The sequence below is a fragment of the Leptospira kobayashii genome, from assembly GCF_003114835.2.
GTDB classification, from domain to species: domain Bacteria; phylum Spirochaetota; class Leptospiria; order Leptospirales; family Leptospiraceae; genus Leptospira_A; species Leptospira_A kobayashii.
Genome location: NZ_AP025028.1, coordinates 2,869,609 through 2,892,833 on the forward strand (window position 1 = coordinate 2,869,609; position 23,225 = coordinate 2,892,833).

Annotated in this window: 15 protein-coding genes; 3 read left to right on the forward strand and 12 right to left on the reverse strand. The window is 40.4% G+C overall.

Features of this window, described 5'->3' with window-relative positions; translation table 11 throughout:
• Genes DI077_RS12865 through DI077_RS12900 form a run of 8 tightly spaced genes read right to left on the reverse strand, consistent with a single transcriptional unit; the run spans position 1 to position 12,988 of the window.
• Positions 1-2,994, reverse strand: coding sequence for an efflux RND transporter permease subunit (locus DI077_RS12865; protein WP_109020174.1), 2,994 nt, complete (start codon positions 2,992-2,994; stop codon positions 1-3).
• Entirely contained in the window at positions 2,991-6,077 is a 3,087-nt protein-coding gene (locus tag DI077_RS12870) for an efflux RND transporter permease subunit (RefSeq protein WP_109020176.1), read from the reverse strand. Before DI077_RS12870 ends, DI077_RS12865 begins: the two co-directional genes overlap by 4 nt.
• Positions 6,074-7,582: an efflux RND transporter periplasmic adaptor subunit gene (locus tag DI077_RS12875; RefSeq protein WP_109020178.1), complete on the reverse strand. Its 1,509-nt coding sequence runs from the start codon at positions 7,580-7,582 to the stop codon at positions 6,074-6,076. Before DI077_RS12875 ends, DI077_RS12870 begins: the two co-directional genes overlap by 4 nt.
• Positions 7,583-7,585: 3 nt before the next feature.
• The gene (locus tag DI077_RS12880) at positions 7,586-8,266 is read right to left on the reverse strand and encodes a hypothetical protein (protein WP_109020180.1); all 681 of its coding nucleotides are present in this window, start codon (positions 8,264-8,266) and stop codon (positions 7,586-7,588) included.
• 3 nt (positions 8,267-8,269) lie between these two features.
• A complete protein-coding gene (locus DI077_RS12885) occupies positions 8,270-8,887 on the reverse strand; it encodes a tetratricopeptide repeat protein (protein WP_109020183.1) in 618 nt (205 codons plus the stop codon).
• 1 nt (position 8,888) lies between these two features.
• Entirely contained in the window at positions 8,889-9,575 is a 687-nt protein-coding gene (locus DI077_RS12890; RefSeq protein ID WP_167837141.1) for a lipoprotein, read from the reverse strand.
• Positions 9,576-9,577: 2 nt separating this feature from the next.
• On the reverse strand, positions 9,578-11,329 hold the full coding sequence (locus DI077_RS12895) for an Ig-like domain-containing domain (RefSeq protein WP_109020188.1): 1,752 nt from the start codon (positions 11,327-11,329) through the stop codon (positions 9,578-9,580).
• On the reverse strand, positions 11,330-12,988 hold the full coding sequence (locus DI077_RS12900; RefSeq protein ID WP_109020190.1) for a TolC family protein: 1,659 nt from the start codon (positions 12,986-12,988) through the stop codon (positions 11,330-11,332).
• Positions 12,989-13,491: 503 nt separating this feature from the next.
• Between DI077_RS12900 and DI077_RS12905 the strand changes: the two genes are divergently transcribed.
• Both DI077_RS12905 and DI077_RS12910 read left to right on the forward strand, forming a co-directional pair.
• Complete coding sequence (locus DI077_RS12905) at positions 13,492-14,202, forward strand: FecR family protein (protein ID WP_109020192.1); 711 nt, start codon at positions 13,492-13,494, stop codon at positions 14,200-14,202.
• A gap of 3 nt (positions 14,203-14,205) precedes the next feature.
• Complete coding sequence (locus DI077_RS12910; RefSeq protein WP_109020194.1) at positions 14,206-15,114, forward strand: DUF4384 domain-containing protein; 909 nt, start codon at positions 14,206-14,208, stop codon at positions 15,112-15,114.
• Here DI077_RS12910 and DI077_RS12915 read toward each other — a convergent pair.
• The 4 genes from DI077_RS12915 to DI077_RS12930 are packed head-to-tail and all read right to left on the reverse strand — an operon-like array spanning position 15,111 to position 21,800.
• The gene (locus tag DI077_RS12915) at positions 15,111-16,886 is read right to left on the reverse strand and encodes a Kelch repeat-containing protein (RefSeq protein ID WP_109020196.1); all 1,776 of its coding nucleotides are present in this window, start codon (positions 16,884-16,886) and stop codon (positions 15,111-15,113) included. The two genes, DI077_RS12910 and DI077_RS12915, sit on opposite strands and share 4 nt — an antisense overlap.
• Positions 16,879-18,657, reverse strand: coding sequence for a Kelch repeat-containing protein (locus tag DI077_RS12920; RefSeq protein WP_109020199.1), 1,779 nt, complete (start codon positions 18,655-18,657; stop codon positions 16,879-16,881). Before DI077_RS12920 ends, DI077_RS12915 begins: the two co-directional genes overlap by 8 nt.
• Complete coding sequence (locus DI077_RS12925) at positions 18,650-20,449, reverse strand: Kelch repeat-containing protein (protein WP_109020202.1); 1,800 nt, start codon at positions 20,447-20,449, stop codon at positions 18,650-18,652. The genes DI077_RS12920 and DI077_RS12925 overlap by 8 nt, the downstream gene beginning before the upstream one ends.
• Positions 20,421-21,800, reverse strand: a complete 1,380-nt coding sequence (locus tag DI077_RS12930; RefSeq protein ID WP_167837143.1) for a caspase family protein — start codon at positions 21,798-21,800, stop codon at positions 20,421-20,423. The genes DI077_RS12925 and DI077_RS12930 overlap by 29 nt, the downstream gene beginning before the upstream one ends.
• A 297-nt stretch (positions 21,801-22,097) precedes the next feature.
• Between DI077_RS12930 and DI077_RS12935 the strand changes: the two genes are divergently transcribed.
• Entirely contained in the window at positions 22,098-23,225 is a 1,128-nt protein-coding gene (locus tag DI077_RS12935) for an LIC_12337 family protein (RefSeq protein ID WP_109020207.1), read from the forward strand.

Here is a 23,225-nt window from a genome sequence, read left to right on the forward strand (position 1 = left end):
CTATTTACCGGTCGCTTTCTTTCGCTTAAGAGAGATCATTTTTTCATTTGCCAATCTCCAAAACTTCTGTACAAGTTCCCACAAAAGTAAAATCATACTTTGATTTTCATATTTCCGATTCCATTCCCTTGTAATCCTTTCCTGACCCAAGAGACAAAAACAAAACAGCAGGACCGCACTGAAAATATGAACCAAACTGATCAAAGAAGCATCGGATATTATAATAAAAGGAATAAACAAAGAAACAAAATAGAAAACAGGATATTGTGTTAGGTGGTATTTACTTTCCAATAAAAAAATACCGAAAACATGACCTATCCCCAAACCGATCAGAAACGGAAGATAGATAACGCTTGAGAAAAAAAACTTCCAAAGAAAAATACTAAAGAACAGAGGGGCAATCGTTTTCAGGATATATGATTTCGATTTTTTCAAATTGCCGGTTAAAGAAAAATAAATCAAAGGGTTCAACCATAGCAGATTTAGAAAAATAATCTTTTGGAAAAAATCGGAACCGAAAAAACCCTTATCTTCCTCGTTGCTAAGCTCGACCCGATAACCTTCCGGAAGAGGAGAATCCATAACCGTATCAATCAAACTATCCAGTTCCGATCGGGAGTTGCCTTCCATTTTTACCGCAAACGAAAGGGACCTGGAGCGGTTTTTATGATATATCTTTTGCGGAACAAGAGCCTCCTTGGGATGAACCAGTTCCGAAATAGGTACAAATCGTCCCGAACTGTTTTTGATTCTAATCTCACTCAAATGATCCGAAGACTTGCGATATTCTTCCGCATAACGCACGCGAATATCGACTTCTCTTTCCTGATCCAGGTACTTCGTTGCAACACCACCCTGGATCGCCAAACGTAAATTATCTCCGAAATCATGAAACTTCATATCGGAAAGCTCGAACTTATAAGGATTATAACTCAACTGCAACTCTTCACGGGAAGGTTTGAATCGTAAAACCGATTCGGCAACTCCTTCCATAGATTTTACTTTTTCGGCAACCCGGCTTACATGTTTTTCCAAATCCTTGATATCATAACCGATAACGTCAAATGCGACTTCTTTAAAAAATTTAGAGTCTTCATCCGAAGAAAAATAAAGAAACCCGTCATCTGTTGATCCTATGGATGTTTTTAAAGAAGAAAGAAAATCCCGGTCGGGAAAATTACCATCGTCTAACTTGATTAAGAGTAACGAATGAGCGGGGTCTATTTTACTAATGACTTCTTTTACACCTGTGACCGTAAGAATTTTCTTTTCTGCAGACAAAGTAATTTGGCTTGTATGTTGGAAAGATGTTCCCGGAGGAAACTCCAGGAAAGCGATTACTTCCTTTTTATCCGAATCGATTGAATATTTCAAGCCGGAGGAAAACAAGGTATAGATACCGAGCAAACTTAGAAAGACAAGACTCACCGGATATAAATAGATATTTGTAAAAAGAGAATCCTCCGTTTTCTTTCTCCAATCAAAACCCTTCTTAACCAGAAATTTGCAGAGAAGATCATAGTATTTGATAAAATAACGATTCTCTCTATGAATCCATAGGAAGAGAACACTATCTCCAAGATTGATATAAAAAACAGGGAACAAGAGATAACTTGAAATTACGGAAAAACAAATGGCAAAAACAAACTCGAACCAGAATAGAAAGATACCTTCGGAAAGTAATAAAAAAACAACGGAAACACCTAAGATGATAACGAACAAAAGACTGAATTTATAATAATCGAAAAGATAGATATTCTTCTTTTTAAACCGATAAACCCGAAGAACAAACATGCCCCAAAAAATCTGACCGACGATAAATCCGTAGGAGAAAGCCAAACTTAAATCAAAACGACCGATACCGATTGCCAATGAAAAAATAAACCAGGAAGAAGGTATACTCATCAGATAAAAAGGAAAAAACCTTTTGAAATCCGCATTTCTATAAAAAAACAGTAAGATCAAAAAAATGATAAAAAAACCTGAAATGAGTAAGGAACGAATCGTATTAATCAAGGAAAACGCTTCATCCTGAGTCACAATCACTTCCAATTTTCCTTTTTTTTTCGAAGAGAATAACGATCTTGCTTGCCCGGAGATTTTTAGTATATCGCTTGTTTGGTTATTATATATAAAAACGGAGACCCTTTCCTCTGCGTTCAAACGGGCACCTATTTCGTCATCCCTAGGTTCCAAAGATACTTTCGCAACATCATGTAAAAATACAACTCTGCCCGCAGAATCCACTACCAAAGGAATATTTCTCAATGCATAAAGATCGGAGAATTTGCTATTTGCAAATACGGAACTGTCTTTATCCGATACACGAATATTACCCAAGGAAAAGTTCGCATTCCAATCTTGAATTTTATTTACGATGTCTCTTAAGTTAAGAGTATAAGCTTCCAATTGTTTTGCATCGCATGCAACCAGGATTTCACGAATCCGTCCTCCCGCAACGATGACCTGACTCACCCCTTCTATATTTTCCAATTCCGCCTTATAGGTTTTTTCGACTAACTCTCGAAGCTCATCTTGAGTTAATCCTTCATTATAAAAAGTAGCGACCATGGCAGGAGTATTTCCCGGATCAAACCGATAGACCATAGGTTTATGGACTTCTCTCGGAAATTGGTAAGAGATCAAATCTATCTTTTCTCTGATTTCCAAAGCCTTGGTTTTTAAATCCAAGTTTCTTTCCATTTGCACTTGAATGACGGACTTACCCGATTCGGAGATGGACCGGATTTCTTTGATTCCTCCCACTGTTGAAATGATTTTTTCAATAGGAGTTGTAATGACTTCCTCCGTTTGATATGCGTCAAAACCGGAAGCATCCACCCGAATGGCAATACCAGGGTAAATTTCTTTTCTACTTAAAGAAAATTTGATTTCCTGAAAAGATAAAACACCGAATAAAGTAAGCCCCAATGCAAACATCAAATAGAGCACAGGTCTTTCCTCTATGGAGAGTATGATCTTTGATTTTTTCATCGATGGTGGGGAGTTACATTTTTATTGAATTTATAAAATAATAAAGGTATGACAAAGAGAGAGAGCAAGGTGGAAGTAAAAAGCCCACTAACAACGACTACTCCCAAAGGGGCCTGAAATTCCGAACCTTTTCCCAGCTCGAAAACAATGGGCAACATACCCAAAATGGTTGTAGTATTGTTCATGATCACAGGTTTGAATACTGCTTCGCTACTTGCCAGAATAGCCGCCAAACGCTCTTTCTTTTCTTCCAAGAACAAACGATAGTATTCGAAGAACAGGGAAGCATTGTCCACAACAACCCCCATTAGGAGAATGAAACCCATAAATGAACTTATGTTAAGTGACTTTCCTCCGAGTATCAACGCAGGGAAAGTTCCGATGAAAATCAAAGGGACGGAAAAAAGCATCAGAAAGGAAGAAGAGTAAGATTCGAATTGGGCGGACAACAACATATAGATAAGCAATAGTGCCAAAAGAAAAGAAAAAATCACTTCCTTAAAAGAAGCATCTATGTCCTCTTCTTCTCCGGCAAACTGGAGTTTGACTCCTTCCGGAAGTTCCCATTTCTGAATCATGGATTTGATATCGGATTCGGCCCTTGTCAAACTGGGATCCAAAGTCACATCAATCGGATTGATCCGGAAATTCCCACGGCGCATAATGGACGATAGGTTTTTCTCCTCTTTTATCTCTACGAATTGTTCCAAACTGATATTATCCCCGGAAGGCGTTCTGATTTTCAAACGTTTCAATTTTTCCAGGGTATTGGCATATTTTTTTTCCATACCGATCCGGATGTTGGTTTCCATTCCTGCAATTTTCATCGAGGATGAAGTCAGACCTTTCAGAGCGATCCTGACGAAAGTGGACACGGCCGCATTGGTCAATCCGTATCGGGACATTTTCACCTGATTGAACTTCAAATGATATTCGGTATTCTTTGTATCCATCCCAAGCTTCACTTCCAAAACGCTTGGTTTGGAAAGCAATCGGCTCTTCGCTTTTATTCCGAACTCCTGGATCGATTCCAAATCATTGCCAATCAACAGAAATTGAAGTGATCCTTTTTTTTGGCCCAAAAGATCACCGAGCATATTATCACGCGTATTGAATATGATCTCATAACTCGGATCGATCACCAATTTTTTTCTGAACATACTTATGAAGTCGGAAGTTCTTACATCCTTGTCTTCCTGAAGTACGACCCGAAGCGACGCTTTATTGGGATCGACTATCGCATTCGGATTGATTTTCAAATCATCTTCTTCACCGCCTATATTTGTGACGACCCGGGCTACTTTTTTATCTTTCAAAAGCTCCCCTTCCAGATAGGAAATGAAATCGGACATAGTCGACAGATCGGTTCCTCGTGGCAATGAAACAGTCATTTCGAATTCGCCCGTATCGACTTTGGGTAAAAATTCCTTTTGAATGAATGGAATCAAAGTAAAACTGAAAACAAGCAAAGCAATGATCGCCAATAAATAAATGTTAGGAGTCGCGATCATTTCCTTAAGAAAGGAATGGTAACCTTTGATCAATTTTTCTTCATCATAAATTTGAAATTTACTTTTTTGAGAAGTTAATGTTTTTCGGGATTTATACAAGAAAGAAGCGGCAAGAGGTATAAAAGTCAAAGAAACAATTAGACTCATCGACAATGTGACTACGATGGCCAAAGCCATTTCGGAGAATACGATTCCCAAAGTACTCTTCAAAAAAGTAATCGGTAAAAATACTATGATCGTAGTCAATGTAGCGGACAAAATCGAAGTGGCGACCTCTTTACCACCATCTAAAATAGCCTTTGTTAGTTGACTTCCCAATAACAAATTTCTTTCGATTGCGGAAAGCACTACGTTACTGGAATCGAAAAGCATACCAACTCCCAATGCCAAACCACCGAGGCTCATCATGTTAAAGCTGATACCTGCAAACTTAAATATAAGAAAACTGGGGAAAAGTGTAACCGGAATCGCAAGCAGTAACAAACTAGGACTTTGCAGATTTTTTAGAATAATAAGTAACGCTAGAAAGGCGAGTATTGCACCTATGATTAAACTTAAAAATAAATTATTAATGGATTGTTTGATAAAATCGGATTCATCGTAAACAACTTCCAAAGAAATTTCCTTTTTGAATTGAGTTTGAATGAATGATAACGCACTGGAAACATTTTCCGCGATTTGTACCGAGTTTTTGCCCGGTTCCTTATAAATGTAAGCTACAATACATTCTTTCCCGTTGTATCGGGCAAGACCTCTTCTATCCCGAAAACGTTCTTTCACATTGCTGAAATCGGAAATATAAACAGGACCCGCACCTTCGTTGAAGAAAGCGATTGTGCCGCCGACTTCCTCGGTGGAATTATATTCTCCTATGGCTCTGACCAGTAAGTCTTTTTTGCCGAAAGGCAATTGGCCTGCAGGGTAATTTTTATTATTAATGGAAATGAGAGAACGCAAATCCTGTGGAGAAATCCGAAACGAATTCATCCGTTCCGGATCGATTTCAATGAATACTTCCTTTTGGTATCCCCCGGATATTTGAACCGCTGCTACTCCGTCCACACGATCCAAGTATACTTTCAAATTTTCTTCAACAAACTGGCGTAAGTTGTGTTCGTCGGACAACCCGTTGGAAAAAAATACAATCTCCATAAAGGAGGATTTGTTCGGATCAAATCTGGAAATCAGAGGTTTGCTTGCGTCTTGCGGGAGAAAGTCCCGAATCAAATCCAATTTCTCACGAACTTCCACCAAAGAAAAATGGATGTCTGTTCCGTTTTTAAAACTCAAATGAACAAAAGAATATCCTTCAATCGATTCAGATTCCACCTTCACGACACCCTGGATCGTACCCACCACTTCGGAAATAGGTTTGGTGATCAAATTTTCCATCTCCGCCGGGGAAGCATTGGAATAAGTAGTTATAATCGATAGTCTGGGAAATTCGATATTGGGAAGTAAACCGATGGGAATATCTCTTAAAGATAGTGCCCCAAAAATAAGAAAGCCACCGTAAACCATACTGGTGGCGACTTTTCTTTTTAAGATAAATTTCTGAATGGCTTCAATCATTGAAGTTTTGGTGTAACAAGTATTCCGTCAAACAACCTGCTGACCGAACTGAGTGCAATCGAATCGCCTTCCTCCAATCCATCCAGGATCTCCACCCTATCTTCTTTTTTCGCACCTAGCTTCACCTGTTTCTTATAGGCTCGCTTGTTGCGAACAACGAAAACAAATGCTTCCGTTTCATTCACTGCTATGAGAGAAGTCAAAGGAACAAAAATGGATTTTTCTTCTTTTCCGGTAATCACCTCACACCTAACAAACATACCGGGCTTTAACAAGGAATATTGATTGTCCAATTGAATCTTTACTTCCGCAGTATGCGTTTTACTATCAACATAAGGGCTGATCTTTTTCACCGTGCCACGATATGTTTTGTCAGGAGAAACATCGGCCTTTATATCAGCTTTTAATCCCACCTTCAGTTTGGAAAGATCCCCCTCATTTACGGAAAAAGCTACATATACCGATTTTACCGAAATAACTGTCATGATAGGAAGACTTCCTCCGCTACCCGCATTGACTAGCTCCCCCGCAGTTCTGTTGATTTTTGCGACAACGCCGTTTAACGGGGAAAAGAGGACGGATTCCTTAATCAACATCTCTGTTGTTTGTAAATTGACTTCGGCAGCTTTTAAATTTCTAAAAGCGACTTCCTGCTCCGAACTCTCTATCTTCGTATTGATTCTTTTTAATACTTCGTTTTTTTCCTTTCTATCGGCGGGGACCGGCAATCCTTCCGCCTGAATATCTTCATCCCGAATTCCTACGAGAATCATATCTAAATCCCGCTTCGCATTACTGACATTAATCTCTCTGGTATTCAGTTCAAGGCGAAGGTTGGCCATTTCTTCTTCCGTGATCGCTTTGTTTTCCAGAAGAACTTCTTTTTTCTTAATCACGTCCTGAAATCTTTCTAGTTCGGCGATCGCTTTATTATAGAGATTGATTCTTTTATCAGCTTCTCCGAGTTTGATCTCCAAGTTTCGTTTAGCGATTGCTAACTTGTCTCCGGAAAGCCGGTACAAAGCCTGCGAGGATTCCAATGCCGCTTTTTGTTTGGCAAGATCCAACTCGAAAGTCAGACTGTCCAACTTTGCCAATTTTTGACCTTGAGAAACGGAATCTCCCTCGTTTACAAAAGTTTTTTCCAACCTTCCGCTGACTTTCGAGTATATCTCCACCTTTTCAATCGGTTCCAAAAGCGCTGAGTAGGATAGAACGGGAGTGCTGCTTTCTTCCTTTATACTTAACAATTCAACCGCTAAACTTCCTTCATCGCTCAAACCTTCGGATTCTTTCTTATCCTCTTTCCCCAACTTTTCATAATAATTGACCAAAGAAAGTTTCGGCGAATAAAACATCCTGTTCAAAAAAGGAACCTTCGCCCTCAAATCTCCCCAAGTCAAATTGCTGTATCCGAGCGATAATCCGAGGTATATGAGCGCACTGATCACTACCTTGGAGAAAAAAGGAATTTTAGTTAGGAAATCGAACTTCTCTTTTAGCATCAGTTAGGCTGTCAGGATTCCGAAAACAAAATAACAAAAAAGAAACAAAGGAACGAGCCAAGTTAAACCCGCTCTTCTCTTGTTGTGACCGAAATATTCGTTCGATGCTTTGATAAAAATTCGAGCGGATAAATAGATTCCGATACCGAATAGAATCATCCAAGCTGCGATCAATAAACCGAAGAAAACGTATCCGACCGGTTGGCTGAAAGGAAAAATCGAATTCACAATGAGTACAATGAACAAAACAGTGATCAAACCCGCAGTTGAATGAAGACAGATTCCAAAATGAGCAAGGAAAGAACGATCGTCACTTTCCAGAAATTTAGCCAGGTAGTAACTAAACACTGTTATATAAAATATGAAGATGATTAAAGCCGAGAAAACATAAACTACATTGAATGGATAAGAATTTAGCAGATAACTTAAACCGGAATTTCCTTTCGCCGCAAAATCCAACTGGAGAGCTTCGTTTAATTTGCTATAATAAGGATAAGCGCAGAGAAATAATAAAAAGTAAAAAAACATATATGTGAATGAAAAATACAGAAAGTATCTTAATCCGATACGGAAAACTTCTCTAGGGCTTGTATTTTTATCATACTCTATGATAGGATTTTTAACAATATTCTTCCAATTCTGAATATGGTAAGCGGGCGAAACGATTCTCTTTAGAAAACTCATACTTTACTTCCTTTTATTTTTACTTTGCGGACTTCGTTTGATTGTGGCGTTCGATGCACTGACGGCTTCTACATCTTTGTTTTTCGAATCTACTTTGCCGTAGATTAAAGCAAGTTCCTTCTTCGCTAATGCGATTTTATCTTCCTGGATGACAGCTCTGTTATAAGATCGGATGGCATCGGATATTTTTCCCATCTCTATATTGATTTTAGCGGAGATAATCAATAAATCCAAATTGGAACTATCTACTAATAACAATTCGTCAACAAGACTAAGTAGTGTTTTGCGATCCTTACCGCCGGCATACCCGGCTTTCAATTTCCATAATTTAGCCTGAAAACCCAAAATAGGATCGTCTAAAACATCTTCCAATCGTTCTTCTACTTTCTTGAAATTCCCTTTATAAAATTCGATTTTAGCCAAATAAATAGGGGTATCCGAATAACAGGAGTCTTCCTTGTCGACCTGATTCAGGTAATTCAAAGCCGAATCCAAATTGCCTTTGGCGTATTCTTCCTTACCTGCCAAATAATTTTTTTCCAAAGTCTCGCTGTCGGAACACGAAAAGATCGCAAACAAAGATACAAAACAACAAAACAAAATAAAACGCCGGAATGCCATTTCAATTGTCACCTTTCGAACTGACTTTCGGCGTGTCTTTTATTCCTTGTCTGGCAATCATCTCGCCGGAATTTCTTTTCAATTCGATGGCAAGGCCTTCCACAACTTTTTTCATCAACTCGGATTCATATAAGATCTTATTGTCGAAAGTGGATGAAATCATTCCTAAGTTATTGCCTTCAGAATCAAATATATGCAGAAAAATATAATTGTATTCCTTTCGATCCAAAATCTGATCGTTCGATTGAATGGAAATCGATCCTTGCACAAGAAGATCAAAAGAATCATTTTGAGAAAGGGACTTTATTTCTTCCTTATCCAAAAGCCTTTCTTCTTTATAATCTTCGTAACTGTTTTCTCCGGCAATCCTTCGTAAAGATTCAGGAAGTGCTCCGATCGTATCCTTATTGCCTTCTTTGTTCCTAGCGTTTATGTTATTTTTACGGTAAGGCACCAAATTGAATCCGTTCTTTATCAGTTCGAATTGCAAAAGGTCTTTAAAGTTTTTCGGAGCTTGCTTGAGGGATTTCAAATCCCTGTTTTCGATATAACCTACCAAAACTTTTCGGGAAGAGGACCCGGAAGACACAGCAGAACGGATATTATACGGATTTTTGGCACAACCGACAACTAACAGTAATAAAACGCTAAATAATAAAACTCCGGCTTTTTCATGACTTCGATTCATTATCATTTAGCTTCCATGGTAAAATTAAAATTGGAGGAAAAAGGCAGATTGTTCACGTCTCTTGCAGATGTGTCTACTGTAATCATATAATAAGGAAAACCGGCGGGAGTATTATCGGAACGCAAAAGATTGAAATCTCCTCCGGTAGATGCATTGCCGAAAAGAGATCCGTTACAAGATGCTTCCTGTTCGGCGAAAGATAGATTGAGAACCCTACAACCGTAAGGAAAAGCAGCCTGGCAATCCGTCCAAGTCCAGGAAGATAGCTGGACAATGGTAGAAGGAGGAGAAAGTCTTCGCAAACGAACCGCATTTACCGCACTATTCAAGTCCATATAGTTTGTAAAGATCAGTCGGAAATTGTCGGAAGTGACATCCGCACAAGCAGCAGTGGTAGCAGATGCTCCCGTTCCGTCATCTCCCGCACGGAATGTATAAGAACTCGGGCTTAGCACTGCCAGTGTATTGTCCCAGTAGCAAGACCCGGAAAGCCAGTTGCCTCCCGCAGCACTTCCGGTACCGGGGAAGGTCGTGGCGCAACCTTGGGAAGCCACACCTACCGCCTGTACGGTGGGAGAAGAAGAAACAGGCCCGCCTGCGACGAAACTATAGGTGGAAGGGGCTTCTACGGTAATTTTGTCCGTAGTTACCACGTTTTGACCTACGGTAATCGTATAACGGACTCCATAACTTAATTTTGCATCAGGCGTATATGTAAGCGTTAGGTTGTCGGGAGACCAAACAAAAGTCCCGGTGAAAGAAGGGCTAAACCCGATATTAGATTGGGTTTGAACCTGATTCATTGGTCTTGAAAAATTAAACACGATAGGATTGTTTGTAGGATTCCCAAGACAGGCAGTAGTAATCGACGTAGTAGTCAAATCTCCCAAGACTCCTATCCCCGCCAAACAATCCGCCAATGTTCCCGTAGAAACTGTGAGGGATGTCAATCGGGGAACCAAATTCGGAGTTCCTACTTGGAAACTTCCCGCCACAGGAATTTGCATTCTGATACCTTGCGTGTCCTGTGCAACCGTAGAAACGGTCATATTGATTCTGGATTGATAGGGAAAAGGAACATCCGGACTAATAGACAAATCCGTATCGGACTCCCAGTAATAAGTCACATTGAAGTTAGGTGAAAAAGTGATAGCGGAAATCGTCGCACCCCGGTCCATAGCACGCGAAAAATGAACTTTTATTTTATTTCTAAGAGGAGTGCCCATACAAGCGTCCGTTACGGAATCACTTAAAATATTCACCGAAGGAGGATTTGCGGAATTACAAACGCTGGAAGAACCCGCACTAACCGTAATCGATTGAACTTCCGGAAAAGTTCCGGCACTTGTTTGATTCCCTACAGTGAAACTTGCGGTGAAAACATCCTTTAAATCATGGCCTTCTTTCGATTCGCAATTTTTCGTAAGAGTGTATGTATAAGTACCGTAATTGTAAAGAGTGCTGGGAGTAAAATTCAGACTATAATCGTTCAGATCATAAAAACCTTGAGTTGCCGGGGAAACGGAAAAACTCTGAACACAAGAATTGATATTCATCGGTTTATCAAACAAAATCGCAATTTTTTGACTACGGGGTAGTTCCTTATCGCCCATAGCAGGTACCGCAGAGACTACCTTAGGCGATGAATCATTTCCAAGGAAAGTGAGCATTTTCGATGCGTCCGAGCTTGCATGTTTGCATGACTCAAAGGCAAAGAGGGAAACAAATAATAGAAAGTAATACTGCTTTTTCATCTAATCTTCCAAATAAAAATCATATTCCGATTTTTTGCGTCGTTTGTTATCGCCCTTCTCCGGTTTCGAATCATTCTCATCAAAAATATTTTTATCCGACAGATCTTTGGATTTGTTGAAAATAAAGGAATCATCGGAATACAGCTGGGCCAATAAAGAATTTCCCTCACCCTTTTTGTACATGTAAAATTGCCATTCGGAAACATCCACTCCCGTGGCAAACGAAAGATCCATAACGGACTCCAGATAACTACTGATAGCCGTAGTTAAATCGTCGGCGGATTTCAACAATTCCAGTTCGGCGGATAACATTTCGGTTTTTTTGGAAAATCCGGTGACGGATTTTGCCTGCATTGATTTCCAAGTTTCGTAAGTGATATAAAAACGGGAATTTGTAAGTCGTAAAACCTGCCAAGCCTCTCTCACTTTTTCACGTGCTTTGAATGCTTCGGCTTTTAAAGCGATTTCAATCAATTGGTTGTTGCGTATGGCATCGGAAAGAGCGATCTTTCCTTCATAGATTTTTCTGGAATAGGATAAATCGTCAAACAGATTTAAGGTGCTACTATTGAATGCATTTTCCCCTCGGCCGACAAACTGAGGACCGAATCCGGGAATCCTTTGAATACCGGTTCCGTCCGTTTGCATTCCGTAATTGGCGGTAGACTGATTCGTAGTACTTCCCAACTGGGTTTGAAATGAGATACTGAATCCGTATACATCGTTTTTTACAGGCAAAGGACCGTTGATGTTTTGGCCGTAATAACTTCCCAGGAATACTTTGGGTTTCCAGTAATTTTCGGTGATTTCCTTTCTTGTTTTTAAATTCTCAATCGTAATTTGAGATTTTTTGATCTCCGGTTTGTGTACTACGGCAAGACTTGAAGTTTCTTCTTTAAAATAAGGAGGAAGAAGAACATAATCGTTTAACAGGGATTCCTTCAGACGAAGGGGAAGCTCCAATGGCAAATTGAGAGTTTTTCTTAATTCGATATTCGCCTGGTTGTTGTTCGATTCTGTTTTTAATAACAGAAGTTCGATTTCCCTGATCTTGGATTCGATTTCAAGTCTCTGCAATTCCGTTGCAAATCCCATCGCATTTTCTTTTTTTATGTCATTGATCTGTGATAAGGTTCTTTCCAGGGTTTTTTTGACCAAATGCAACTTTACCTGATTGGCCAAAGACTTGATATAGGTTTTCCTGATTTCGAGAGATAACTTGTCCTTTGTGATTTTCCAATCTTCCTGATTGATGAGTTCCTGTAAGGTGGCCGATTCGATTTCCAACTTATTTTCTCCACCATCGTAGAGAAGCTGGTTGATCTGGAGCCGAATATCATTGTACTGACTGTCCGATTGATTGATATTATTGTTTTTTAATCCGAAGTAACTGACTCCTACACGAGGCAGGTAATTTCTCCATTTTTCTGTGGAGATCATTTTGAAAACTTCTCTTCTGTCTTTTAAACTTTGAAGGATTACGCTGTTTGTGATACCTACTACCTCTGCTTCCTCCAGAGATAAGGAAAGAGGATCGTAAGCTTGTTCCGATTTGATAACGGAGAAAAGAACGAGAGGACAAAGTAAGATAAGCAGTCCATAATTTATTGAGTGTTTTTTCTTCCACTTCCATCTAGTAGACATAATTCTTTTTACCATGATCTCGATTTATTAAACTAAAGATGAATTTACCGCAGAACATTCTCGGAAAACATTCCGCCCTATCTTAATAGCCATCGAAAATGTAACACCAATTAAAGAAAAGAAATATTTTTTCGTTTGTGGAAAGTTTACGGGAATTTATTCAGATATTTTTTTTAAACTGATGCAATAAATTTCAAATAACATATTTTTCTTAACAAACCGGAAACCAACCTTCATCCGGCTAACAATAAGGGTTCAAATCATAGCTGAAATTGGATATTATTTATTAACTGTTCGCCGAATAAGCAATTGATCCTTTTGGCTACCCGCCGCCAAACAAAATATACATGAAAATTACAAAATGAAAATCTTTTGTCGGATTTTTTTAACACCTTCCGGTGGATCATAGTAAAAAGCCGCGACTGTTCCCTCAGGTAGTAAACGGAAAGCCCCGTTTTTTGGGATAAGTCCTTTTTTTTTCCGCTTGTAACAAAAAAATTGCCCGTTAAAACGTTTCTATGAAAAAGATTATTCCTCTACTTCTCTGTTTGTCTTATTTTTTCCCGGTATTCGCAGAAGATGTGGCGGTAGTCAGTTTTGTCAAAGGGGAAGTCACGTGGTCCGGGCCTAAGTCGAAAAAAACGGGCGAAGCTCTCAGAATCAACCAGGTTCTTAAAAAAGGAGACAAGGTAACTTCCAAAGACGGCACTTGCGAGTTGCAACTAGCAACCCAAGCTACCATTCGTCTGGCCAAATTCACGGAAGCCTCCCTAGAGGATCTGCTCAATCCGAAATCCAGACAATCCACGGTAAAAGTTTATACCGGAAAATTATTCGTAAAAGCTCACAAAAATAACAAAGCCCAAAATAAACTAAACATTGTTAGTCCAAGTCTCGTGGCGGGAGTAAGAGGGACCGAATTTATAGTCGCCGCACCTTCCGGCCCGGAAGAAGATTCCGATTTGGATCTGAGAGAAGGAGTCTATGTAAATGAAGGAACCGTTGCCGTAGTACCCGACAAAAAAGGAAAGGAAGTCTTAACCGGTGCGAACGAAGAAGTCACCTTGGACGGAGCGACTTTAAAAAAACAAATTTTAAATGAATACGCGAAGGAAAAGATGAAAATCTTCGAACAGTTCAAACAACTCAAAGAAGAAAACTACCAATTGATCAAGGAACAATACCAAAAAAACGAAGATCTAATGAATGAAATGAAAGGAAAAAATTAACTTATGAAAAAGATTTTTCTTTTTTTCCCCGTCTTTGCCATATCATTATTTTCCCACGAATCCCAGGGAACAGTGATATTATATAAAGTAGGATTTTATTCGGTTTCCGATTCCAAGGAAAGCCTTGAACTGGTTCAACATATGAAGGCTCAGATTGTTTCCGCAAAACGGGCCATTCCTATTTTACAAACCCATTATACTTTACCTCAACCTCTCGCTTGGGACGGCAACAGTGAGCCGGACGAAACGACAAAAACATTTCTGAAAAATCTGGAATCTTGCGACAAAATAATCATTGTCAATCTCTCAGGATCCAATTTCCAAATCCAATTAGCAGACGTTATGTCCGGCAAATTGGAATACAAAAATTCTTTGCCGGAATCCTTAAGAAAAACTTTGATTCAGGATTTTTATTCTTACATGGACAAAAAGAACGTTTATCTGGCCCTTTCCCAGACAAAATCCAATTCCGGTTCGAGCTTGAAATTCCATTCACTAAAAACAAAATACGTGTCAGGTGAACCGATCCGTTTCGAATTGGAAACAACGGAAGACAATTTCGTATATGTAGTTCTTATCTCCGACAAGAGAGGAGAGGATCCCGTTTTGTTGTTTCCTAATCCTTCCCAAGGAAATAATTTTCTGAAGAAAGGAGAAAAAATCATCATTCCGAGTGAGACAAAATCATTTGTAGCATCTCCGCCTTTCGGGAAAGACAAGTTGAGAGCATTTGCTTCCAAAGAAGAATGGAAAGGATTTCAGCTTAGGGGAGGAAAAGAAGATACATTTTATAAACTGTTTCCTCCTGCCATCACAAGCTCAAAGTCGGGAAACCCGCAAGAGGTACTTGCTAAAAACCTAAACTCGGCCAGTGTATTGGAATGGGAATTCGAAGTATCGCCTGTGAATTAAGGACCGAATATTTCCGTATTTTGCATATAATCGACGGCTCCCGAACCGGCCGCTCCTCCGATTACAATGATTTTTCCGGAAGGCAACCTAACCAATTCGTGCCCGCCCCTAGCCTGTTTTAAACTGGAGAGCTCGGATGCCTCCAGATTTCCGGAATTCCATACTTTCGAAACGTTCGGTATTTCAACGGGTGCGGTGAGTGGAAAAGAAACTCCCCCTACTACTAAGAAACTATCATCAGGCAAAGGCGCCACTGCGTGGCGAACCAGTGTTCGGGGCAAGTAACCGAAAATGGATGCCTTTCCGGTTCTCCAATCGAACTTTTGAACTATATCGGTAGTAAGCCCCGAACTTCCTGCAATTAAGTAAACATTCCCATCCCTGTCCTGGATAGTTACCATAGAATCTTGCGGAGCTACCAGATCAGGGCCTATGGAAAATGTATTCGTTGTAGGATCAAAGTATTCCGTTTGTTTTCCGTAACCTACAATCCAAGTCAAACCGTTGGGTAGAGTCACACAAGCATGACCGTATCTGGCAACTAACATTGAATAATTAGTGATCGTTCCTCCTCCGGAATGATTGAGAGTGATGATCCCTACTTGATTCAATGCCGGACCACTCGTATTGATTCTGCCCCCGGAAATCATCACCCTTCCGTCAGAGAGAGTACAGGAAGCATGAGAAATTCTGGTAGAGCTCAAAGTAGGTCCTGCCGCCCAGGTTCCCGTATTCGGATTGTATATATCAGTCGTATTTGTAACGGAACTCGAACCGTTGGTTGTATACCCTCCGGCGATCACTATCTCATCCGAAGAATTGATGGAAGCAGTGAATAGGCGCCTTGCAACAGTTAAATCATTCTTGGCGACAAAAACACCGTCGGCTTCCTTATACCCTTCCACGGACTTCAATGCAGTAGAACTAATGATACCGCCCAAAATCAGAACCTCTCCGGTGGACAACTGAACTGATCTGAAATTCATCCTGGGCTGGATGATATTCGGCCCGTCCTTCCAACCTAATATCTGATAATCGATACGCTGATTGATTTCATTTCCCGCGCTATCCTTGATTCCTTTCAATGAAAGTGATAACTTCCCGCCTTGTCTGGGATAGTTTCCCTGCCAAAAAATCCTATAGGATAACTCGTTTAGTTTCGCGATATTTCGAATTGTGATATTTCCGCCTACCGAGGAATCCAATTTATAATTGGAAAGATCCATCGCTCCCGTAACCGGTTCGGAGAAAGTAATATCATAGGTATTTGATAAAAAAATGGATTCATCGTAACTTCCGGAAGGGTACTTTAAACTCACTGCAGGACCGAAAGGATCAACAGTCATAAAATAATCCAATGCAGGCAGAGGATTTCCATCTCTGTTTAAAATCGGGTTTAAAAGAAATCCGACTTTTCCGGAAACGGATTTCGAATAGGATTTCAAATGGACCTCTTCCGAGGAAACCCTTTCCCAATAAAAATCGGCGACCGAATTTTGATCCCCTGATACGACGGCGGCATATTTAATGGAGCCTTCTTTCAGAGCTTCGTCTTTGATTTCATACCCTCTCGCACATTTCAACTTGATGGGTTCGAAAGATTTCAAACTGGAGTCTTTAGCAGGTGTTACAGAGCAGTTTTCCGATTGAAGCAAACTGGAATTGGCAATCAATTCCTGAAATAAAATCTCGGAAGCCTTCCCCTCGTTAGTTGCCGGGGATGTGCAGTAAAAACAAAAACAGGTGATAATTGATATCCCTATTTTATTCATAAGAATACTCTTCTATATTAGGAATATGAGCGAAAGAATAGCCGCCTATCACAAATACCTTTCCATCGGGCAACATCACTGACTCGGAAGCAGTTCTGGGATAAAGTAATCTGCTTCCCAATCGGAATCTTTCCGTGTCGGGATCATAGAAGTCGATTCTGGAAACAAGACTTCCTTGATTGTCTCCTCCGATCAAAATGATTTTTTTATCACTAAATTGGATGGCGTTCTCCCCGGATCTCGGAATACTCTGATTGCTACCAGTGACGAAAGCCCCGACGTTCGGCTGATAAATTTCAGTCTGAACCGTTGTTCCAATGACAACCAAACTTTCTCCGAAGGTTTTGTGAACTGAAAAGGAATGTCTCGGAAAGTTCAGTTTGTATTTGGGAATAACAGAAAAAGTTTTGGAAACTTCATTATATTTTTCCGTATCATTTGAATATTCATCCGGGAATGCCAGTTGTTTGAATCCCCCGAATACGTACAGCCCTCCGTCTTCCAATCTCAAAACCTGATGATCCTTTCTAGCAAAATTCAAACTTCCGATCGTGGTAACCGTTCCGAGAGCCGGGTTATAAATTTCCGCACTTGCAATGGAAGGAAAAGGGGAAGACATTTCGTTTACAATTCCACCGATCACAAGAACTTCACCTGACGGAAGTAAAGTGGCAGTATGATCCATTCTGGCTTGGTTTAAATTCGGTCCCGGGCTAAAAGTTTCCGTAACCGGATCAAAAATGTCAGTGGAGCTGAGGGGAGTATCGACTACACCGACCGGATCTCTACCTCCGCCTGCGATCCAAACCTTGCCGCTGGGAAGAAGTACACTAGTATGACGTCTACGGTTTTCCGTCATATGATTCACCGTATAACGCGAAGTTTTAGTCCTAGGATTGAATATTTCCGCTTTATTCGTGATTACACCGGAACCTATATTTCCTCCGGTGATGAGGATTTCTTCCGATGCTAAAAGTACAACTCCTTTCGTGGCGCGGGGCAAAAGCAATGTCCCTGCTTCCCTAAATCCGTATACCTTCCAAACCAAGGAAGGATTTTGAATCATATTGCCTGCGGAATCCGTAATACCGGATACCTGAAGATTCAATATCCCCCCTTCCGTTGCAGGCATCCCGGTATAAAACAATCGGTAAAGATTACTCTTTATTTTATAAATACTGGAAAGCTGGAGAGAACCGAGTGCAGAGCCACTCAATTGGTAACGATCCAAAAGATCGGCACCTGACACTGATTTGCTGAAATTGATATCCAAATATCCGTCAAAGAAAAAGGAACTGTCCAAAACTTCTCCCGATACACTGCTAAGCAATGGAGCATTCGGATCGTAATGAAAAGTAAGAAAGGAAGGTTGGATGTTCTTTCCGATCAGACCGGAAAGTTTTTCGAAACTGATCCGATAGTCCCCCGATCCTGTATCGGCCGGGAACCGGATTTGAATCCTGGAATCGTCCAACTTTTCAAACACACAACCAAAGAGCTTAGTTCCGTCCGAAGTGATGATTTCTATATCATCCGAAGAAATCGGTATGGATTGTGAAAATAGAAAATTAAGAGTGAGTTTTCCGAATGGTTTTGTCAGATCCGGATCGGAAATAACCGAAACCGAAGGACGATAGATAACGTTCAATAAATCGCTTAAAATCAAATTGTCCGCTTTGCCTTTGAGTAAATCCTCCGATCCTATAACACCTGTACAATGTGATAAGGAAATAGAAATAAGAAAGATAAAAGATAAGAATGTCTTATTCATCGATCTTTAGCCTCTGAATTCCCGTATAGGTAGAGTCATAATCGGATGTAAAAATCAAAATATCGGTTTTGCTCAGAGGCAACAAGGTAGTGCACTCTCCGCGAAATGGCAAACTACCGACATTATAAATTCTTTCGGACGCGAGATTGATCGCTTCAATGGAATAAGCAAGAGTCTCGGCCTTTTTACCACCTATCGCCAATATAGTGCTGTCATTCCAGGAGGCGAAACCCCCTTTAAATCTTTGTTCCGTCAGATTCCCCACATAAGATACGTTACCATCGGAACCGATTTTTTCCACAACTGAAATAGGAGAAAGGTTTCCTCCGCCTAATATATAATAATCACCGTTTTTCGCTCGGATCGTAGAATGATCCCTTCTTGTAGATATCAGTAAATTGGGAGATATCGTTCCGGATTGAGTATCCGGATCGTAGAATTCGAAATTTTTGATATGAGTGGCACGGATGAGAATTCCTCCCGAAGCCAATATTTTTCCGGATGGATCGAGGCTTACGGAAAGCCCGTCCCTTCTGGAAGCCAATGTCCCGGCGGCGGAAAAAGTATCGGTAGAAGGATCAAATTCATCCACCCTATCCAGGTAGGAGAGCGGGTCATTCGCATTAACGCCACCCCTTCCACCTAACACATATACTTTTCCATTCAAACCTAAAATAGCCTTATGTCCTCTTCTTACTTGTGCCGGTAGATTTCCGGAAATGGGGGGAATCATTCCGTTAGAATCCAGAATTTCATAATTTGCTAAAAAATTAGCAACGGAAGTAGCGCTCCCCTTTACTCCCGCGACCACAAGTATTCTGCCGTCGCGTAACAAAGTGGCGGAATGTTCCGCTCTTGGGATTGTCATAGAAAAAGGATAAGCCGTGGAAGTATTCGTGACAGTATCAAAAATTTCAACTGTGGAAATGGTTTGGCTGGTTGATTTATAACCTCCGATCACCATGACTTTGTTATTCGGAAGTTTCACAAGTTCGGGCCAACATCTTGGCTCGAGTAAATTTCCTACCGATTTTACAGTGGGTTGATAGAAATGAATGACCGGATTTTGAATTGGATTTTGAGCAACATCTTCAATAGAATTCAAAGTCAAAGAAAAACGATCGATTTTGCGATGGGATTTCCCTGCAAACACCAAACGATAACGGTTGTTTCCCAAAGAAAGTACGTTTAGAATAATAACATCGCTTGCGATCGGTTCGGAGAAAGTGTAATTTTCCTTTTTATCCGCATTGTTTACCTGTTCCGAAAATTGGACATCCAGATAACCGTCATCCAGGAAAGAAGGAAAATCCCCCGAATTAAAATCATAACTGACGGTCGGGATACCGTTGTCTATCACATAACGAAATACATACGAGTTTGTAAAATTCCCGAACCTTCCTGTAAATTTCAAATCCGAAAAACGAATGAATATTTCACCGTCTACAGGAGAACCTTTGAACTCCAGGACAACGTCCCTCGAGGATTGGTTCAAAACCGACGTCAAAGCTAAACTACCAAGTCCCGGCCCATCCACATTGACTAGTTCCGCAGGAACGAGTTCCATAAGAGGATCAGGAAAACGAATTTTTACAACTTGAAGATGATTTACTACGGAATTCTGACTGGGCAATAGGCTGACGGAATCATCAAAAGAATCCCCCAGAACTTCCAAAAAAGCATAATTCTGTAAACGTTTCTTTTCTAAATTATCCCGAAAACAATGAGTAAAAGGAATCCAAAGCAGAAAAATATATACAAATTTAAAAACGATGCTGGTAATAAACTTCATATCTGCCCGAATAAACCGAGCCACTGCCTGAACCCGGTGCGTATTCCCTATAAAGTGAAAAATTTAATTTTTTATCAAGCTCATTTGCCGGTGCATCAAAAAGTGCCAAGTCCGCCAAATTCCAAAGATAAAACAATGCATATACGAAAGAAGTCTCTTGCAGGCGATTTTGACTTTCCTGCAAATCCTTTCTTTTTGGTTCTAACAATAGTGAGTTAACAAGATAAGACTCCCCGAACCGGTTGGTAGGCGGGATCCCGGTAAAGGAAGAATAGGATTCGCGGGCACTTCTATAATCCATATAAGATTCCAAAGTAGCGAGTAACAATACCGTGGCGATCCCCATATAGATTTTACCTTTGGTTTCATTTCCCTGGTAATACTGCCCCCATCCGGGAAGGATCATGGAACGCACCAAAACTCCTTCCGGATTTATTTTTATAACTGGAACATCGGCAAGACTGACTCCCGGATTTGTAGACTGGGAGAGAATGATATCTCCCGATTTTTCCCCAAAATATTTTGTAAAAGGTTTCTGTTGTTTGTTTTTGCGAATCGACCAATCTTTTACTGCGGCTGTGATATAAATTTCCAATTCGGAAAAACTCACCTTCCTGTCTCGGTTTGAATCCGCTCTTCCTTCCATTCCGTAAATCAGATATTTTGTGAATACTCCGTAAGAGCTTTCATCATCTTCATAACTGAAAAAACCCGCCTTCGTCGAATAAAGAATCCCGAAAATTTCGCTCTCGGACGTAGAGGACTCAATCAAGAGATTTGATCCTACGTTTTTTGTGGTAAACATGGAATCCCTACATGCATCTAAAAATAAAATGGATTTTCTGATACCTTTGCGACTGATTTTTTGAATTACGGTTTCGACCGACAAAGAAGAGTTAAACGGTTTGGATAAAATGGAATCCTGGGTAAGAAGATAACTTTTTTCGTCATAGTCGGAAATCCCATGACCGGAAAAGAAAAATACAAACGTATCATTCTGATCTGCATTCAAAAGTAAAGAATCAAGTTTTTCATCTATATTGAGTTTGGTGGGATATAAGGAATTCGGATCTTGTTTGGGGTCAACCTCGTCAGTCATCAAGGTCACCGAATCGAATTCTCCGTTTTGTATCAGAATTTTAGCAAAACCTTTGGCATCATTGCGGGCTTTCCGAAGATCATTCAGACCTACGTCTTTGTATTCATTGATTCCTATGATCAGAGCAATCCGTTTGCCGGAATCACTCCCCGCTTCTCCTGAAATTCCTTTCGAAAGAGGTTCTGCGGGTAAAATGGTGTGAAACAGAAAAAAAAGAAATACCCCGAAAATTCGAATGAATCTAAATTTCATGTGCCAAAAACCAGTTCTTACATGTCTTTCCATTGTTGTGTTTTTTTCCACAAAAACTTGCAAAATTACGAATTATATTAGAAAAAGAAAATGTTATGAAGAAACCTCTGATCCTATCACTAGCCCTAATGATTTTGCTCAGCTCATTTGCATGCAAACTAAAAGAAAAGTCGAATGACGATAAAAATCTAACCAATTTACTCCTACTCTCTTTTCTTAACCGCTCTTCAAGCAACGGATGTAACCCGAGCACAAGTTTCGTGATTTGTATTCCCAAAGGAATTGCGGAGTAGTGTGATGAAAAAAATTCTATATTCGATATTCTTCCTCCTAACTTCTCTTCGGATCAGTGACTTCTCCAAGCCAATCGACAAACATGCTTTCCACTGGGAAGATCTCAACCTTACGGATATTATACGAATGGAATTGGGAAACACTCCTCTTTACGCGGCATCCGACTCGTGGGGATTTGTGCGTGGTTCCGCTACATGGGCGAGGGGAAATTCCAATCTGTTGGACCAAGTAGTGGCAGGGATAAAAAACCAAGGACTCCTGAATACGACGGGAACTTTCACTTCCCCCGTCACAATCTCGGGAATGGGTGCGGCGACACTTCGATTGAAATTGAAAGTGGACAGTGCCGCAATCACTTCTACTGCCTACACCGGCACCAAAATTTTTTCCAATACTTTCGAAATCATCAAATCGGGATCTTCCGTTCCCAGCTTACAACTGTTCTTTGACAGTGCGGAGACTTTGGAAGGAAATGACGGTGCGTTGATGTATTATAAATTATCCGAAATCGATCCGGTCAAATTCGGATCCGCTCCGAATGCAATGGTAGAAAGTTACTCCTTCGTGAAATCGGGAGTAAAAAAACAAACTTATACTTGGGCAGGAGGACCGAAAAACAATTCCTGGCCGAGCGATAACGGTAGGGTGACCTTGGACGAAATCACTAGTCTCGGGCAATTGTGTTTTCGTTCCGTAGTGCGAATGGATTTGGATGCGCTCATTGCCATAAATCCGAGTAGTGCCACAACAATCAATTTTCTGAAAACTCAATGTGGCAGCAGCATCGTTTACTATAACCTGGCTTATATGCAAAATTTTGCGGCACCGTTTTATACAACAGCGAAAATGGGAGTCACTTCCAATGCCCAGGCAGGAAACGACACTGTTTGTAATCTTGCAGGCTCATCTCTCACCTACGGCCTGTTTGATGAAAATGGATTCGTAAGCGACAAAACTTCGGTAAACCAGGTACCTTCCGGTTACCCTTCCCCCAACTTGGGAACCTGGAATGTGGACAGCGCTTTTTTAAGAACAGGCACGGGTTATACAAGCGAAGCACATGATAATACTTCTTCTAGTTATATCGATAGTTTAAGTACGACGGAAGCCGCCAAGTTGAGTTTTAAATAG

Coding starts and splice junctions, on each gene's coding strand:
- DI077_RS12865 (WP_109020174.1), bottom strand. CDS start 2,994: ATGAAAAAATCAAAGATCATACTCTCCATAGAGGAAAGACCTGTGCTC.
- DI077_RS12870 (WP_109020176.1), bottom strand. CDS start 6,077: ATGATTGAAGCCATTCAGAAATTTATCTTAAAAAGAAAAGTCGCCACC.
- DI077_RS12875 (WP_109020178.1), bottom strand. CDS start 7,582: ATGCTAAAAGAGAAGTTCGATTTCCTAACTAAAATTCCTTTTTTCTCC.
- DI077_RS12880 (WP_109020180.1), bottom strand. CDS start 8,266: ATGAGTTTTCTAAAGAGAATCGTTTCGCCCGCTTACCATATTCAGAAT.
- DI077_RS12885 (WP_109020183.1), bottom strand. CDS start 8,887: ATGGCATTCCGGCGTTTTATTTTGTTTTGTTGTTTTGTATCTTTGTTT.
- DI077_RS12890 (WP_167837141.1), bottom strand. CDS start 9,575: ATGAATCGAAGTCATGAAAAAGCCGGAGTTTTATTATTTAGCGTTTTA.
- DI077_RS12895 (WP_109020188.1), bottom strand. CDS start 11,329: ATGAAAAAGCAGTATTACTTTCTATTATTTGTTTCCCTCTTTGCCTTT.
- DI077_RS12900 (WP_109020190.1), bottom strand. CDS start 12,988: ATGGTAAAAAGAATTATGTCTACTAGATGGAAGTGGAAGAAAAAACAC.
- DI077_RS12905 (WP_109020192.1), top strand. CDS start 13,492: ATGAAAAAGATTATTCCTCTACTTCTCTGTTTGTCTTATTTTTTCCCG.
- DI077_RS12910 (WP_109020194.1), top strand. CDS start 14,206: ATGAAAAAGATTTTTCTTTTTTTCCCCGTCTTTGCCATATCATTATTT.
- DI077_RS12915 (WP_109020196.1), bottom strand. CDS start 16,886: ATGAATAAAATAGGGATATCAATTATCACCTGTTTTTGTTTTTACTGC.
- DI077_RS12920 (WP_109020199.1), bottom strand. CDS start 18,657: ATGAATAAGACATTCTTATCTTTTATCTTTCTTATTTCTATTTCCTTA.
- DI077_RS12925 (WP_109020202.1), bottom strand. CDS start 20,449: ATGAAGTTTATTACCAGCATCGTTTTTAAATTTGTATATATTTTTCTG.
- DI077_RS12930 (WP_167837143.1), bottom strand. CDS start 21,800: ATGAAATTTAGATTCATTCGAATTTTCGGGGTATTTCTTTTTTTTCTG.
- DI077_RS12935 (WP_109020207.1), top strand. CDS start 22,098: ATGAAAAAAATTCTATATTCGATATTCTTCCTCCTAACTTCTCTTCGG.